This window comes from Bacillus fungorum (genome assembly GCF_002746455.1).
GTDB lineage: Bacteria > Bacillota > Bacilli > Bacillales > Bacillaceae_G > Bacillus_A > Bacillus_A fungorum.
Genome location: NZ_NWUW01000001.1, coordinates 262,242 through 278,415 on the forward strand (window position 1 = coordinate 262,242; position 16,174 = coordinate 278,415).

A 16,174-nucleotide genomic window follows, 5' to 3' on the forward strand; every position below is an offset into this window, starting at 1 on the left:
TGTACATATGTTTTGACTTTTTTGTTGAATCTTGTTCAAATAAAGTGGTGGCTTATAAAAAATGTAATAATGAAAGGGAGACGACTGTGCACATTCCAACAACTACACTTCATAATGGCGTAAAAATGCCGATGATTGGTTTAGGCGTATATAAAGCGAAAGAAGGCGACGAAGTAAAACAAGCAGTAAAAACAGCGTTAGAAGTTGGATACCGTTCGATTGATACAGCAACTGTATATGGAAATGAAAGCGGTGTCGGAGAAGCGGTTCGTGAATCAGGGATTCCAAGAGAAGACATCTTTATTACAACAAAAGTTTGGAACGACGATCAAGGATACGAGGAAACACTTGAGGCGTTTGAGAAAAGCTTAAAAAAATTACAAATGGACTATGTAGATTTATATTTAATACATTGGCCAATAAGAGGGAAGTATGTTGATACGTACCGAGCGTTAGAAAAACTATATGAAGAAGGTAAAGTACGCGCGATTGGTGTTTCTAATTTCCATAAACATCATTTAGAACTGCTATTACCAAATTGCAAAGTAAAGCCGATGGTAAATCAAGTGGAACTGCATCCAATGTTAACACAATTTGAATTGCGTAATTTCTGTCAAGGTGAGCAAATTCAAATGGAAGCATGGAGTCCATTGATGAGAGGCGGAGAAGTATTTCAGCACCCGGTTATTCAGGCTATTGCTACTAAATATGAAAAAACACCTGCGCAAGTTATATTAAGATGGGATATTCAAAGCGGGGTTGTGACGATTCCTAAATCTGTTACACCATCTCGCATTCAGGAGAATTTTTCTATCTTTGACTTTTCACTAACGGAAGAAGAGATGACTCAAATTAATACGTTAAATCGTAATTTACATGTAGGAACGAATCCTGATAAATATGATACGTTATAAAAAGACGCTACCAGTATGGTAGCGTCTTTTTAACGGTGTGATGGGTACGTATCACATTTCGCAATTTGCTGAAGCTGTGTATATTCTGCTGTTGTTAACTGTGTTTGTTTACTAGCTTGTACATTTTTTCGTAATTGATGAATAGAGCTTGCACCAGGTATAACAGCTGCAACAGTTTCGTTATGTAAGCAATATTGAATAGCTGTTCCTGTTAACGATCTTTCTCCGATTATTTCTTTTACACTCGCGAGTGTCGCCTGTAATTCATCGTAAGAATAAGAAAGGTAATCCTTTTCTTTTACTCTTTCTATCTTTCTTGCATTCTTGTCAGTTAGAATGCCTTTTGCAAGTGGTCCACGAGCAATAATGCTAATTTGCTGTTCATGAAGAAGCGGGAACCATTCTTCAGGGCGACGATTTAACAGGCTATATTCCATTAGTACACTAACGATATTTGAACGTTTTGCATATTCACGGATGACATTTGGACGTATAGAAGAAATACCGTAATGGCGAATGATACCTTCTTTTTTTAATTCTTCAAAGGCTTCAATTGTTTCATCTATAGGATCTTCAATCGTTCCGCCGTGAAGTTGATAAAGATCAATATAATCAGTTTGAAGTCTATGTAAACTTTCTTTCACTTCACCCTTTATGTAATTTTTAGAAGGATCCCAAGACCAGCCGTTTTTTTCTTCTGTCCATCGATTTCCAACCTTCGTTGTAAGAACAATTTGGTCTCGTTTTCCTTTTAAGGCTTTTCCAACAAATTCTTCGTTTAATCCATAATCATATAAATCTGCAGTATCAAAAAAATTGATTCCTAAATCGATTGCTTCATTGATAATACGCAGGGCTTCTGTTTCAGATGTACCGAGAGACATACAGCCAAGTCCCATTTCTGTAACAAACAAATCTGAGTTTCCTAATTGACGTTTTTTCATAGGTCAACCTCCTTACCTTTATTGTACGAAAGGGAAAAGAGGTTGACAAACGTTTCCTTTCTAGCTCGCTTTAACGGGCAGTAAGACTCCCTTAAAAAAATCGGCTCATACGAGGAAGTTAGGCCGAAGATTAACTGCCCGTAAAAGCCCGATTGGTTCAACTAATAATCAGAGGGGATCTCCCGTTGATTAAAGTTTCACTTTAGTTGCTGTAATCCATTCTTGTACAGTTGTATACTCTTTGCCATATTGTTTTAGTTTATGGCGAATCTGCCATGCTTTTCCGACTAAAGTGACGCGATTTGGTAAAATATAAACTTTCATTTCTATCACGCTCCTTTCAATGTGGTAAAATGTATGAGGAAAGAATAGGAAATAGAACAGGGAGATGAAGTAGTATGAGTAATCTTGCAGAGAGAACAGTAAAAACTGAGCCGATTTTTGATGGTAGAGTTATAAAAGTTCGTGTTGATGATGTAGTATTACCAAATGGAGCAATGAGTAAACGTGAAATTGTAAATCACCCTGGTGCAGTTGCTATTATTGCTATTACTGATGAGGGGAAAATTGTGCTTGTTGAGCAGTATCGTAAAGCACTTGAAAAGGCGATTATAGAAATTCCGGCCGGCAAGTTAGAACCTGGTGAAAAACCTGAGGTGACAGCAGTTCGTGAATTAGAAGAGGAAACAGGTTATGTATGTGAAAATATGGAGCTTATTACTTCTTTCTATACATCTCCAGGATTTGCAGATGAAATTTTATATGTATATAAAGCGACAGGTTTGACGAAAAAAGAAAATAAAGCCGCGTTAGATGAAGATGAGTTTGTGGAATTGATGGAAGTATCATTAGAAGAAGCGACTACTCTTATGAAAGATCTTCGTATTCATGATGCGAAGACGATGTTTGCAGTACAATATTTACAACTACAAAAATAAACACTCGCCAAAGGCGAGTGTTTTTTAATTGATTTTTGCGTATACGCGTGCATCACGTAAGCTACCATCTGGTGCTATGAAATCATTTTCCATTGTACCTTCTAGAATAAATTCTAAACGTTCTGCTAGGTTACATGCATTTGTATTTGTTGCATCAATACGAATTTCAATTCTTCTAGCACTTAGCTTATCAAAGGCAAATTGAATGGCGCCTTTAACAGCTTCAGTCATATAACCTTGTTTTGTATAAGCGCTATGGAGCCAGAAGTGAAGTGAAAACTTTGGAATATCCCAGTTTTCAGGCTTGAGCGTTATAGCTCCGATGAATGTACCAGATACTTTATCGTATAAGTGAAAATCAAGTGTTTCACGAAGTAAAAACTGTCCGTGAGCGTTACGAACGATTTCTTCAGCACTTTCTTCTGTTTCAGCGTTAATTGGCATCCACGGTACTAAGTCTTCTAGAGAAGCTTGGATTGCTTCATACACCTCTGCACCATCACCTGGAAATGGCTTACGAACTTGTAAGCGTTCAGTTTGAAATAATGTTGGAAAATCTAATAATAATGGTTTCAAGAGAAATCCCTCCTATTCTCTACTTTTTAGTTTAGCAAAGTAGAGCGGAATTTCAATGTTAATTCGTCATACTTTTTTCTTTCTTTCATACATTTTTAGTAAGAGTGTGAACGGAGGGAAGAAAAATGTGGCGAAAAACTTGGCAAGACCGTGTAATGTCTCACATACAGGAAAACTCTTCATTATATATATTTAACGCTGTTTTATTATTAATGGGAGTAATATTTGGAGCGATTCTTGTAAATAGTTTACAATTAAATCAAAAACAAGATTTATCATTTTATTTACAACGTTTTTTTGGACAAGTTTCTAAAGGAGAATTTGCTATTGCAAGCGAAATGTTTCGAGAAAGTTACTTTTCGCAATTAAAATACATTGGATTTATTTGGATTTTGGGGATTTCAATTATTGGATTGCCACTTATTTTTATTTTATTATTTGTAAAAGGAGTAGTTGTCGGATTTACAGTAGGTTTTTTAGTAAGTCAGCATGGATGGAATGGATTATTATTAGCATTCGTTTCTGTATTGCCACAAAACCTCATTATTATTCCAGTATTTCTCGTTATGACAACAATTGCCGCAAGCTTTTCCTTACGCATGATTAGGCATCAATTTATCCGGAAAATAACTGAGCCGCTATTACCATTATTAATTCGTTATACATGCTTCTTTCTTATAATTGGAGCAGTGTTAGCTCTTGCTTCTAGTGTAGAAGCTTATGCATCACCCGTTTTAATGAAAGAAGTCGTTGAGGCTATTACTAAACAATAAATACTTTATGAGAATAATTATCAATTTGTTTTTATTGTTTTTCTTTTGACAGAAGCCCTTCTTCTGATATAATGGTGTAAGAGTGGCGAGGAGGGAGTAGTACCGAATGGAAGAAAGAATTGAACGAATTAAGAAGCAATTACATGCAGCGAGCTACAAATTAACACCGCAACGTGAAGCAACAGTTCGTGTGCTGCTAGAGAATGAAGAAGATCATTTAAGCGCAGAAGATGTTTACCTCCTTGTAAAAGAAAAGTCGCCAGAGATCGGATTAGCAACCGTCTATCGAACTTTAGAACTATTATCTGAGTTAAAAGTTGTCGATAAGATTAACTTCGGGGACGGTGTTTCACGCTATGACTTACGCCAAGAAGGTGCGCAGCGTTTTCACCATCATTTGATTTGTACACAATGTGGTGCTGTACAAGAAATACAAGAAGATTTACTTGGTGAAGTGGAAAGGAAAGTAGAACATGACTGGAGCTTTAAGGTGAAGGATCATCGTTTAACATTCCATGGGATTTGTAAAAATTGTCAAGAAAATGAAACGGATGAAAAATAACCTTTTCCTATTTAACTAGGAAGAGGTTTTTTATTTGAATAAGGTATAAATTGGTGAAAGCTTGGCATATGTTGTAATAACTTATATTTTGGAGGAATTTACAATGCGCCGAGTTTTAAAATTAACTTTTGATGGGATAAAAGTATTTTTATTATTTACAAGTTGTACGATTTTGTTTTATTTCGCTATACTATGGATAAATGAAGAATATGAAAGCTATCATCGTTATGAAAAGCCAAAAGAAGAGACTGTAGAAAAAGTATCAGGGAATGAAGAGCCGGCAAAGGATGCTTTCGTAAATAGAATGATGTTTTTCTATGAAAATGGGGAGTAGTGTAGATTGGAAGATCAATTAAAAGATTTTATTCATTATATGGTTGTCGAAAAAGGGCTAGCGAAAAATACAGTGGTATCTTATGAACGTGATTTGAAAAGTTATGTAAAGTATTTGCAAAATGTAGAACAAGCGAAAAGCTTTCACGAAGTGACACGCTTGCACATTGTTAATTTTCTGCAGCACTTAAAAGAAAACGGAAAATCTTCGAAAACATTAGCACGTCATATTGCATCGATTCGTTCGTTTCACCAATTTTTACTTCGTGAACGAGCAGTAGAGCACGATCCATCCGTACATATCGAAACGCCGCAAGGAGAACGGAAATTACCGAAAGTATTGTCAGTTGATGAAGTAGAGGCGTTACTTCAGACACCAAAAATGACGAGTGCTTTTGGGGTTCGTGATAAAGCGATGCTAGAGTTATTGTATGCAACAGGACTTCGTGTTTCGGAATTAATTGCCTTAAATTTAGAAGATGTACATTTAACGATGGGATTTGTTCGTTGCATAGGGAAAGGGAATAAAGAAAGAATTATTCCACTAGGAAGTTTAGCGACGGAAGCGATTCAAAAGTATATTGAAAAGGGAAGAAGAGAACTGATGGGTAAAAAAGTAGTAGATGCACTCTTTTTAAACCATCATGGGAATCGACTATCAAGACAAGGGTTTTGGAAAATTTTAAAACGATTAGCGAAAGAAGCAAATATTGAAAAAGAGCTTACACCTCATACGTTGCGCCATTCTTTTGCTACACATTTATTAGAAAATGGAGCAGACTTGCGTGCTGTGCAAGAAATGCTTGGACATGCAGATATTTCAACGACACAAATTTATACGCATGTTTCAAAAACTAGATTAAAAGATGTATATAAACAGTTTCATCCAAGAGCATAGTTACTATGCTCTTTTTTCATAGATTCAAAAGGCTATAGTACTTCACAGAAACTTCACAAACATTTCGTACATTGTTTTCAGCAGAAGACTAGAATATTACAATGTATTTCCTCTATACTAAATAAAGTATGAAGGAGGAAATGATGATGAAAAAACTTATTATGACTTTATTTATCGCGATGCTAGCATTGGCTGGCTGTAATACAAACAAAGAAGAACCGAAAAAAGAACAGAAACTGGAAGCTGTAAAAGTAGCAGTTCAAACAAATCCGAAAGAAATTAAACCTGGTGAAAAAACAGAAGTACAAGCACTTGTTACACAAGGAAAAGAAAAAGTAACAGATGCTGATGATGTAAAGTTTGAAATTTGGAAAGCCGGTGACGAAAAGCACGAGATGTTAGATGGTAAGCATAAAGGAAAAGGTGTTTATGCTGTAGAGAAAACGTTCGAGACGGATGGAGTATACCATATTATCGCTCACACAAATGCGCGTGAAATGCATGTTATGCCAGAAGTAAAAGTGGCTGTGGGAAATGCGAAAGTAGAAGATGCGAAAAAAGAAAATAGTGATCACGGTGCAGGACATGGCGATCATAAAAGCGATACAATGATCCACCTTATGGCTGGTGACATAAAAGCAAATGCTGAATCAACAATGAAAGTTCATTTAAAACAAAAAGAAGAAGCGTTAACTGGTGCTGAAGTACAACTTGAGATTTGGAAAGATGGTGTTGAAAAACACGAATTTATTCCAGCAAAAGAAGGAAATAAAGGGGAGTATGAAACGAAACATACTTTCAAAGAAAACGGTTCTTACAAAGTGAAAGTTCATGTTAAAAAAGGCGAATTGCATGAACATAAAGAAGAAACAGTAGAAGTAAAATAAAAAGTAGCTCTTTAGAGCTACTTTTTATTTTTATCCCGCTTTAATGGGCAGTAAGACCCCCACCTCAAAATGCAGCGAAAGCAAAGAAGTTAGGTGGGGATCAACTGCCCCTAAAAGTCCGATTGGTTCAACTAATAATCAGTGGGGATGAAGAAAACCCCACTGATTAAAGTTTCACTTTATCTCGTTATTTGCGGGGAGATTAAAAGTTCATTTTATACGAATAAATAAATCACAAAATTATTAGCACTTCTTTGCATAATGGATTACAATAGAAGTGTGAAGAAAATGAGAAATTCTACGAAAATGTATTAAAAAGAAAGCGTAAACATGTTATGATATCAGTATCAGATGTCTGACATCTGACTTAGAAAAAACTAGAAATGTTTTTGAGGCGTTTCAAAGTAAACGAAATAGGTTAGAGAATGATTTAAAGAAGTACTGTTTGACAGTGAGAATGAAAGATAATTCTTATGGAGAACAGTTTCACTTTATAGCGTTTTGAACATACTACAAGAAGTAGAACTGAACTTATAGGAGGTCGCAGTTATGAATAAATATAAACGTATATTCCTAGTCGTAATGGACTCTGTTGGAATCGGTGAAGCACCAGATGCTGAACAATTTGGTGATTTAGGATCTGACACAATTGGTCACATTGCTGAACATATGAATGGGTTACAAATGCCTAATATGGTGAAATTAGGTCTTGGTAACATTCGTGAAATGAAAGGTATCTCTAAAGTAGAAAAACCACTTGGATATTATACAAAAATGCAAGAGAAATCTACTGGTAAAGATACAATGACAGGACACTGGGAAATAATGGGTCTTTACATTGATACACCATTCCAAGTATTCCCTGAAGGATTCCCGAAAGAATTACTTGATGAATTAGAAGAAAAAACAGGCCGTAAAATCATCGGTAATAAACCAGCTTCTGGAACTGAGATTCTTGATGAACTTGGTCAAGAACAAATGGAAACAGGCTCTTTAATCGTTTACACTTCTGCTGATAGCGTATTACAAATCGCAGCACACGAAGAAGTAGTGCCGCTTGATGAGTTATATAAAATTTGTAAAATTGCACGTGAATTAACGCTAGATGAGAAGTACATGGTAGGTCGCGTTATCGCTCGTCCATTCGTTGGTGAGCCTGGAAACTTTACACGTACACCGAACCGTCATGACTATGCATTAAAACCATTCGGCCGTACGGTAATGAATGAATTAAAAGATAGTGATTATGATGTGATTGCTATCGGTAAAATCTCTGACATCTATGATGGTGAAGGGGTAACTGAATCGCTTCGTACGAAGTCTAACATGGATGGAATGGATAAACTTGTAGATACATTAAATATGGACTTTACAGGTCTTAGCTTCCTAAACTTAGTTGACTTTGATGCACTATTCGGTCACCGTCGTGACCCACAAGGATACGGAGAAGCTCTGCAAGAATATGATGCACGTCTTCCAGAAGTATTCGAAAAACTAAAAGAAGATGATTTATTATTAATTACAGCAGACCACGGTAATGACCCAGTTCACCACGGAACTGATCATACACGTGAATATGTACCGTTATTAGCATATAGCCCAAGCATGAAAGAAGGCGGACAAGAGTTACCACTTCGTCAAACATTTGCTGATATTGGTGCAACTGTAGCAGAAAACTTCGGTGTGAAAATGCCAGAATACGGAACAAGCTTCTTAAACGAGCTAAAAAAATAGGGGGATAAACAAATGAATCGTGAACTTATTACAAAATCAGCTTCATACTTAAAAGAGAAATTTCAAGAGACACCACAAGTAGGACTAATCCTTGGATCAGGACTAGGTGTATTAGCAGACGAAATCGAGAACGCAGTAACAGTACCTTACAGTGAAATCCCTGAATTCCCAGTTTCAACTGTAGAAGGTCATGCAGGCCAACTAGTATTCGGTACACTTCAAGGTGTAACAGTAGTAGCAATGCAAGGACGTTTCCACTTCTATGAAGGATACGACATGCAAAAAGTAACATTCCCAGTTCGTGTTATGAAAGAACTAGGTGTAGAAACAGTTGTTGTAACAAATGCAGCTGGTGGTGTAAATACATCATTCGAACCAGGCGATCTTATGTTAATTTCAGATCACATTAACTTCATGGGTACAAATCCATTAATCGGACCAAATGATTCTGAAATGGGTGTACGTTTCCCTGATATGTCTACATCATATACAGTAGAGCTTCGCGAAATGGCGAAACAAGTTGCAGCAGACTTAAATATTAAAGTACAAGAAGGTGTATACGTTGGAATGACAGGTCCTGTATATGAAACACCTGCTGAAATTCGTATGCTTCGTACACTTGGCGGAGATGCAGTTGGTATGTCAACAGTACCTGAAGTAATTGTAGCGCGTCATGCTGGTATGAAAGTACTTGGTATTTCTTGTATTTCAAATATGGCAGCTGGTATTTTAGATCAGCCACTTCACCACGATGAAGTAATCGAAACGACAGAACGTGTTAAAGCTAACTTCTTAGCATTAGTAAAAGCAATCGTAAAACAAATGAAGGGGTGACCTCACAATGAGAATGGTGGACCTAATTGCAAAAAAACGTGACGGACATGCATTAACGACAGAAGAAATTAACTTTATTGTTGAAGGATATACGAATGGTGATATTCCTGATTATCAAGTAAGTTCACTTGCAATGGCAATTTTCTTCCAAGATATGAACGATCAAGAACGTGCTGATTTAACGATGGCAATGGTAAATAGCGGTGATACAATCGACTTATCGGCTATTGAAGGGGTAAAAGTAGATAAGCACTCAACAGGTGGTGTTGGTGATACAACAACACTTGTATTAGGTCCATTAGTAGCCGCTTTAGGTGTACCGGTTGCAAAAATGTCTGGACGTGGTCTAGGACATACTGGCGGTACAATTGATAAATTAGAAGCAGTTCCAGGATTCCATGTTGAAATCGAAAATGATGAATTCATGCGTCTTGTAAATGAAAACAAAATCGCAGTTATTGGTCAAAGTGGAAACTTAACACCTGCGGATAAAAAGTTGTATGCACTTCGTGATGTAACGGCAACAGTAAACTCGATTCCGCTTATTGCAAGCTCGATTATGAGTAAAAAAATTGCTGCTGGTGCAGATGCAATTGTTCTTGATGTAAAAACTGGAGCAGGTGCATTTATGAAAACTGATGAAGATGCAAAACGTTTAGCAGAAGCAATGGTGCGCATTGGTAATAACGTTGGTCGTAATACGATGGCTGTTATTTCTGATATGAGTCAACCACTTGGTGAGGCTATTGGTAACGCACTTGAAGTACAAGAAGCAATTGATACATTACAAGGTAAAGGACCGAAAGATTTAGAAGAGTTATGTTTAACACTTGGAAGTCAAATGGTATACCTTGCTGGACAAGCTTCATCTTTAGAAGATGCGCGTGAGAAATTAATTGAAGTAATGAATAACGGTAAAGCGCTAGAATCATTTAAAACGTTCTTATCAGCGCAAGGCGGCGATGCATCTGTTGTTGATGATCCTTCTAAATTACCACAAGCACAGTTTAAAATTGAAGTGGAAGCGAAGGAAGACGGTTATGTATCAGAAATCGTTGCAGATGAAATCGGAACAGCAGCAATGCTTTTAGGAGCAGGACGTGCGACGAAGGAATCTGAAATTGATTTAGCAGTTGGCTTAATGCTTCGCAAAAAAGTAGGGGATAGCGTGAAAAAAGGTGAATCCCTTGTTACCATTTACGCAAACCGTGAAAATGTAGAAGATGTAAAAGCAAAAATTTATGAGAACATGAAGATCTCTAAAGAGCATGTAGATGCACCAACATTAGTGCACGGCATCGTTACTGAATAATAAAGAAGGGCCAGGGAGTATTTCTCCTTGGCTTTTTTTACTATTTTTTGTTTATAATAATAATGGGTGAAATTATGATTAGAATTTGTGCAATAACAAAAACAGATGAAGTATTATATGATGTTTCGCTAGAAGAAACAACGAAAGACCATATTGTATGGTATTGGCTAGATTTATATAAGCCAACGAAAGAAGAGTATACATACATTTTGCAAGATCATTTTAAGTTCCATCCCCTTGCAATTGAAGACTGTATAGAATATGTACAGAGGCCAAAAGTTGATTTTTATGATGGATATAACTTTTTAGTTCTTCATGCATTTGGTGAGGAGGGATTAGAACCTCACGAAATCGATTTATTTATTAGTGATCGTTATATTGTTTCTTTCCACTTTTCTCATAACAATGCAATCGAAAGAGTATGGAAAACACTTGGAGAAAAGAAGCGTATTAAGAATAGTCCTTTACACGTAGCGCATACAATTATCGATCAAATTGTAGATGACTATTTTGCGCCTGTATATTACATTGAGGATCATTTAAATGCAATTGATGATAATTTAACGGGTGAGACAGCAGGAAGTGTACTAGAAGAGGTATTTGATATACGTGCAGATTTATCGAAGCTAAGGCGTACAATCATTCCGATGCGTGATTTATTGTATCGTATTTTAAATTCGACTCGTTTTTACGGTATAAGTGATCATGAAATTTACTTTAAAGATATACATGATCATTTGCTTAAACTGACAGAAATGATTGAAGCAAGCCGAGAGTTAACGGCAGATATTCGAGATAGCTATTTTTCATTAAACTCACATCATATGAATAACATTATGAAAACATTAACTGTATTCTCGACTATTTTCATGCCATTAACGTTTATTGCGGGAGTGTACGGAATGAACTTTACGCATATGCCAGAGCTTGGTGGACAATATAGTTATTTTATTTGTCTACTTCTAATGGCGTTAATTGGCGGTGGCATGATGGCTTGGTTTTATAAAAAAGGATGGTTTAAGTAAAAAAACACCGAGGAAAATTCCTCGGTGTTTTTACTTAACCAATAGCATGTAATACGAACATGGCTAAAAATAAGCATGTAATGATATACATAGACGGTGCGACTTCTTTACGCTTTCCAAGAGCAACTTTTAAGATAGGATAAGCAATAAATCCGAACGCAATGCCATCAGCGATACTATATGTGAGCGGGATCATGACGATAATTAAGAACGCTGGAAATCCTTCTGAAAAATCGTTCAGAGGAATTTGTTGAATGCTTGTAATCATCAGGCCGCCAATAATAATTAAGATTGGTGCAATGGCACTATCAGGAATTAGTTTGACAAACGGAAGTGCAAATAGTGATGCAAAGAATAACAACCCTGTAACGATAGACGTCAGACCTGTCTTTCCGCCTGCAGTAATACCTGCGGCACTCTCTACTGTCGATACGGTAGGGCTTGTGCCAAATAGACCACATGTCATTGCTGAAATTGCATTGGCTTGGTAAGCACGTGGGAATTTACGGTCATCTTCTAATAAACCGTGCAGAAGTCCCATGTTCTCAAAAATAAGCACCATGCTTAAGGAGAATGTTGCAATCCAAAACGGTAAGGAAGAAAGTTTGCCAAATGACATAGCTCCAAACACATCGCCGTAATTAGCGAATGAGAATGAACTATTTCCAATTTGACTTGTATCAACAAGACCAAATAGCCATGCGATACCAGTTCCTATTGCAATCGTCCATAAAAAGTTTCCACGTACGTTACGAATAAATAGTACAAGTGCAACGATAAGAGTAAGTAGTGTCGCAAGAACGACAGGGTTACTTAATTTACCCATTGCAACAGCAGTATTTGGATTCGAAACGACTAAACCACCTTTTTGCAATCCGATAAATGCTAAAAATAATCCGATGCCGACAGTAATAGCTTCCTTTAATGATTTTGGAATCGATACTGAGAGCACGCGAGCGATTGGTGTAAACGCAGCAATTGCAAAAATAATACCAGAGATGAAGACAGCTGCTAATGCTTCCTGCCAAGCTAATCCGAGCGTATGCACAGCAGTGTACGTGAAGAATGCATTTACACCCATACCAGGGACAAGAATAGCAGGTGCATTTGCCCAAAATGCCATGAGCAGACATCCGACAAATGAACTGAAAACAGTTGCTAAAATTCCAGCTTCAAGAGGAATGCCAGCATCTGATAAAATTGACGCATTTACAATCATAATATATACGATCGTGAAAAATGACGTAACTCCAGCTAAAACTTCTTGTTTTGGTGATGTTTCGTGTAAACCTAATTTAAATGTACTTTCAAGTATTCCTTTCATGTTAAACCTTCTTTTTCATATCCCTCTCCCACCCGTGATATCTCTTCTGTAAGAGCTCACCGTCCTTTATTATATCAGAACATCATGTTTTTACAACAAGGAAAATGATAACGTTTACTTATAAATGAAATTATTTATAAATACGTAAAAATTGCCCGTATTGTAGAAATGATCTCTAATTCTCCCGATTGAATGGGAGGAGCTGCCTGTGCATGTAAAGTAGCATAGGACGCCACTTCCCGTGGCAATTGGGCAGATTCTTCAACGAATGAGAGTGGAACAGGATTAATGTTTAAATTGTATGTACTCGCAATAGCACGAGCTTTTTCTACCGCTTGTTGCAGAGCTTGAATAAGAGCTTGCTCATAATATTTATTTGGATGAGATATTCGAAAACGTAAACCTTTTGCTAAGTTTGCTCCATTTGAAACGGCTATATCATATACTTCCCCTGCTTTTTGTACATTTAAAACGGTAATTTCATACAAATGTTCCACACGGTATCCTTGTAGTAACGCTTTATCATTTACATACTCGTATTGAGGAGTGATCGTATAAGAAATCGTTTCTATATCTTTATCAGCAATACCAAGCTGTTTAAGTGCATCCAGCAATTGTTTTGATTGTACTGCATTTTCTTCTTGCGCTTGTTTCACATTTTTACTATCAGTTCGAATGCCAAGTGTTAATATAACAACATTTGGTTTCGCTTTGACAACACCTTCACCTTGTACAGTAATAGTCGCTTCTTTACCAGTATTGGCTGTGCGTACATTGTGTAAATAAGGATTCATTCCACCCTGCATTTTCCATCACCATCCTTTTTATATGTATATGTGTGAACAAAAAAGAAATTTATATGAAAAAAGTTACATAAATGAGAATGTTGAGGAAAGAAAGCATATACAACATAGGTATTTATAGATTATAATATGTGTAAATATGATAAAAAAGGGACGAGGCTAGTGAACGAAAAAAGAGAAACACTGATTTTAGAATTATCCGGATCATTTAGAAAGATGATACGTTTATTACAAAATGATATTAATACACGTTTTGCAGAACATATGCCATATAATGAATTTTCTGTATTACGTGCGTTATTTTTAAACAGTCCACAGATGGCTTCGCAAATTGCGAGTGAAGTAAACGTAACCTCCAGTCATATTACAGCTGTTACTGATCGTCTCGTACGAAAAGGGTTTGTAGAACGAAAGCGTTCAAATTCAGACCGTCGTATTGTGTACTTAGAAATTACAGAACACGGAAGAGAAGTAACTGAAAAACTTGAAGCTGTGCGTAAAGAATATTATAAAGATAGATTTAAAGGTTGGAGCGACCAAGAAATCGAAATGGTGTTAGAGCTATTTGGCCGCGTATTATAATAAATGAGGATAGGAAGCGAAAGCTTTCCTATCCTTTTTCTTTTGAATAAAAACATTTTGAAACTCCAATACTTTAATTAAAAAGAATCGGAGTGAAAAATTATGAAACGTATTTGTACGCTTTTCATTATGATTGGAAGTTTTTTCTGTTTTCATCAATTCGTGGATGCCGCAACGCCTCTTCAAGTCGTTCAGAAAGAATTACAACATATTTCAAATAAGCAACCTGTTTTATATTCAAAACTATGGATTCGCTCTATGCAGAATGCTATTTTATTTCATCATAGTGATAACATTCGGCATGAAGATACGATAAGCAATGTAACAAAGTCTTCTCTTGTAAAAGTAAAACAACTTCCACTTCAGAAAGCGTCACAGTATATCCCGAGATTATCACAATATATTTCTAAGTTTGAGGCTGAGAATGTGCAAGTGTATTATGTTGCAGCTCGTTATGAAGTGAAAAAAGAGAACCCATACCAACTAAATGGAATGAATTATTTTATGCAAGTGTTTATTCAACAAGGGGGAGAATGGAGGATTGCTGAAAGTATAGTTGCTCCAACAGATCAAATTGTGGCAAATGGTGACGGGTTTGGAACGAAGCAAGAAAAAGAGTATGGGAAAAGAAGAGAGAATGTGAAATAACCTCCTTTTGAAGGAGGTTATTTCGTGCGAAGTAAAAATTTTTTATTTATGAAATAGTTAAGTATTACATAGCTAAATACTCCTATTATTATGAATCCAGCGTAATAACTTAATATCGGATCATTTTTTTCACCTGTTAACCGGCCTCCTAATAGCGCAAAACATATTGTGACACACAGTATAAATAGGCGATGTAGTTTAGTGAATAATAATATTTTACCGTTGTTTTCATTTTTGGTCCGATTATAGAAAAATATTCCTAATGGTAAAAGAATAAGAATATACAGAATCGGAGTGGTAAGTTTCCAGATGGGCTGGAATTGGTGGTGTTCCTTAACGGATTCTTTTAGATTATTAATGTTTACTTCTTTTACTTCTGGATTAAATGAATAAGATATATAAGTATTATTAGTAGGTGCAAAAACTTCAATGTTCTCTACATATGATGTGTAATCCGCTTTCTTAAGGAAAAATTCAGTTGTAGATATATTTGTGTGAACCCAAGTAAAATGAAACAGTAACACGCTTAGTCCATACGGTAATATAATAAAAACTAAACTTAAAATACTATGCGAAATGACATTACCAGCAATTGTTCCAATAAAAAGGGCTATTGTAAAAATTGCAATCCATGTAATGGTAACATAACATAATAATGTAAGTATTGGTCCGAAAGATTGATATTGGTTAAATAGATTAATCTTTAAGATAAAATACATTAAGATGATATTAAGGCTCATTATGAATATAATTGCAATTGTCCCGAACAGCCATTTAGAAAGAAAAAGTTCTTTTTTCGTGAATGGCATTGCGAATAACAAATAATCTGTTTGATTTTGTCTTTCCCAACTTATTAATGAACAGGCAAGTAATATGAAAGTTGGAATGAAGGGGATGATAAGAGTATCCCCATTTAAACTATAGCTGAAATAGTTATCTTGGTTTGCTGAAAGACTTGTTAGTTGAATCTGTAAATCATTAAAATAGCTAATAGGTAAAAACCAAAAACTACTACAAGCAAAGAGTAAAAGAATGTACTTACTTTGCTTGTAATGATGTAACCATAAAGCCTTATAAAACATGTTAT

General features: G+C 36.0%; 19 protein-coding genes. 13 read left to right on the forward strand and 6 right to left on the reverse strand.

Features of this window, described 5'->3' with window-relative positions; genetic code table 11:
• Positions 1-86: 86 nt before the first annotated feature.
• Positions 87-914, forward strand: coding sequence for an aldo/keto reductase (locus tag CO726_RS01545; protein ID WP_099683100.1), 828 nt, complete (start codon positions 87-89; stop codon positions 912-914).
• A 29-nt stretch (positions 915-943) separates the two neighbouring features.
• Here CO726_RS01545 and CO726_RS01550 read toward each other — a convergent pair whose 3' ends face one another.
• Together CO726_RS01550 and mciZ are read right to left on the reverse strand one after the other, a co-directional pair.
• Positions 944-1,858, reverse strand: coding sequence for an aldo/keto reductase (locus CO726_RS01550; protein ID WP_099683101.1), 915 nt, complete (start codon positions 1,856-1,858; stop codon positions 944-946).
• Positions 1,859-2,047: 189 nt separating this feature from the next.
• Positions 2,048-2,182 carry a Z-ring formation inhibitor MciZ gene (mciZ, locus tag CO726_RS01555; RefSeq protein WP_000870300.1) on the reverse strand — a complete coding sequence of 45 codons (135 nt, stop codon included), beginning with the start codon at positions 2,180-2,182 and terminating at the stop codon, positions 2,048-2,050.
• Between the two features lie 74 nt (positions 2,183-2,256).
• Here mciZ and CO726_RS01560 point away from each other — a divergent pair, with 74 nt between their 5' ends.
• Entirely contained in the window at positions 2,257-2,796 is a 540-nt protein-coding gene (locus tag CO726_RS01560) for an NUDIX hydrolase (protein ID WP_000067038.1), read from the forward strand.
• Positions 2,797-2,820: 24 nt separating this feature from the next.
• Here the strand turns inward: CO726_RS01560 and CO726_RS01565 are convergent, their stop codons facing one another.
• Positions 2,821-3,372 carry a GNAT family N-acetyltransferase gene (locus CO726_RS01565; protein ID WP_000803491.1) on the reverse strand — a complete coding sequence of 184 codons (552 nt, stop codon included), beginning with the start codon at positions 3,370-3,372 and terminating at the stop codon, positions 2,821-2,823.
• 155 nt (positions 3,373-3,527) lie between these two features.
• Between CO726_RS01565 and spoIIM the strand changes: the two genes are divergently transcribed.
• The 9 genes from spoIIM (at position 3,528) to corA (ending at position 11,730) form a co-directional block, all read left to right on the forward strand.
• On the forward strand, positions 3,528-4,145 hold the full coding sequence (spoIIM, locus tag CO726_RS01570) for a stage II sporulation protein M (protein WP_245916521.1): 618 nt from the start codon (positions 3,528-3,530) through the stop codon (positions 4,143-4,145).
• A gap of 106 nt (positions 4,146-4,251) precedes the next feature.
• Positions 4,252-4,707 carry a ferric iron uptake transcriptional regulator gene (fur, locus tag CO726_RS01575; RefSeq protein ID WP_000392655.1) on the forward strand — a complete coding sequence of 152 codons (456 nt, stop codon included), beginning with the start codon at positions 4,252-4,254 and terminating at the stop codon, positions 4,705-4,707.
• A 103-nt stretch (positions 4,708-4,810) separates the two neighbouring features.
• Complete coding sequence (locus tag CO726_RS01580) at positions 4,811-5,041, forward strand: YqzK family protein (protein WP_001255255.1); 231 nt, start codon at positions 4,811-4,813, stop codon at positions 5,039-5,041.
• Between the two features lie 6 nt (positions 5,042-5,047).
• The gene (gene xerD / locus CO726_RS01585) at positions 5,048-5,938 is read left to right on the forward strand and encodes a site-specific tyrosine recombinase XerD (protein WP_000390084.1); all 891 of its coding nucleotides are present in this window, start codon (positions 5,048-5,050) and stop codon (positions 5,936-5,938) included.
• 143 nt (positions 5,939-6,081) lie between these two features.
• Positions 6,082-6,825, forward strand: a complete 744-nt coding sequence (locus tag CO726_RS01590) for a FixH family protein (RefSeq protein WP_002107764.1) — start codon at positions 6,082-6,084, stop codon at positions 6,823-6,825.
• A 549-nt stretch (positions 6,826-7,374) separates the two neighbouring features.
• Positions 7,375-8,559, forward strand: a complete 1,185-nt coding sequence (deoB, locus tag CO726_RS01595) for a phosphopentomutase (RefSeq protein WP_001046083.1) — start codon at positions 7,375-7,377, stop codon at positions 8,557-8,559.
• Between the two features lie 12 nt (positions 8,560-8,571).
• Positions 8,572-9,393 carry a purine-nucleoside phosphorylase gene (locus CO726_RS01600; RefSeq protein ID WP_001078446.1) on the forward strand — a complete coding sequence of 274 codons (822 nt, stop codon included), beginning with the start codon at positions 8,572-8,574 and terminating at the stop codon, positions 9,391-9,393.
• Positions 9,394-9,400: 7 nt separating this feature from the next.
• The gene (locus CO726_RS01605) at positions 9,401-10,705 is read left to right on the forward strand and encodes a pyrimidine-nucleoside phosphorylase (RefSeq protein WP_001243079.1); all 1,305 of its coding nucleotides are present in this window, start codon (positions 9,401-9,403) and stop codon (positions 10,703-10,705) included.
• Between the two features lie 62 nt (positions 10,706-10,767).
• The gene (gene corA, locus CO726_RS01610) at positions 10,768-11,730 is read left to right on the forward strand and encodes a magnesium/cobalt transporter CorA (RefSeq protein ID WP_136699330.1); all 963 of its coding nucleotides are present in this window, start codon (positions 10,768-10,770) and stop codon (positions 11,728-11,730) included.
• Positions 11,731-11,764: 34 nt separating this feature from the next.
• Here the strand turns inward: corA and CO726_RS01615 are convergent, their stop codons facing one another.
• The gene (locus CO726_RS01615) at positions 11,765-13,054 is read right to left on the reverse strand and encodes an NCS2 family permease (RefSeq protein ID WP_099683104.1); all 1,290 of its coding nucleotides are present in this window, start codon (positions 13,052-13,054) and stop codon (positions 11,765-11,767) included.
• A gap of 134 nt (positions 13,055-13,188) precedes the next feature.
• Entirely contained in the window at positions 13,189-13,860 is a 672-nt protein-coding gene (locus CO726_RS01620; protein WP_099683105.1) for an SIMPL domain-containing protein, read from the reverse strand.
• A 159-nt stretch (positions 13,861-14,019) separates the two neighbouring features.
• Between CO726_RS01620 and CO726_RS01625 the strand changes: the two genes are divergently transcribed.
• On the forward strand, positions 14,020-14,439 hold the full coding sequence (locus CO726_RS01625; RefSeq protein WP_061679124.1) for a MarR family winged helix-turn-helix transcriptional regulator: 420 nt from the start codon (positions 14,020-14,022) through the stop codon (positions 14,437-14,439).
• A gap of 102 nt (positions 14,440-14,541) precedes the next feature.
• Positions 14,542-15,087 (forward strand): hypothetical protein, encoded by a 546-nt coding sequence (locus CO726_RS01635; protein WP_000820921.1) that lies wholly within the window; start codon positions 14,542-14,544, stop codon positions 15,085-15,087.
• A 17-nt stretch (positions 15,088-15,104) separates the two neighbouring features.
• On the opposite strand, the gene CO726_RS01640 is transcribed toward CO726_RS01635, so the two are convergent.
• Positions 15,105-16,169 (reverse strand): ABC transporter permease, encoded by a 1,065-nt coding sequence (locus tag CO726_RS01640; RefSeq protein ID WP_099683106.1) that lies wholly within the window; start codon positions 16,167-16,169, stop codon positions 15,105-15,107.
• Positions 16,170-16,174: the final 5 nt, after the last annotated feature.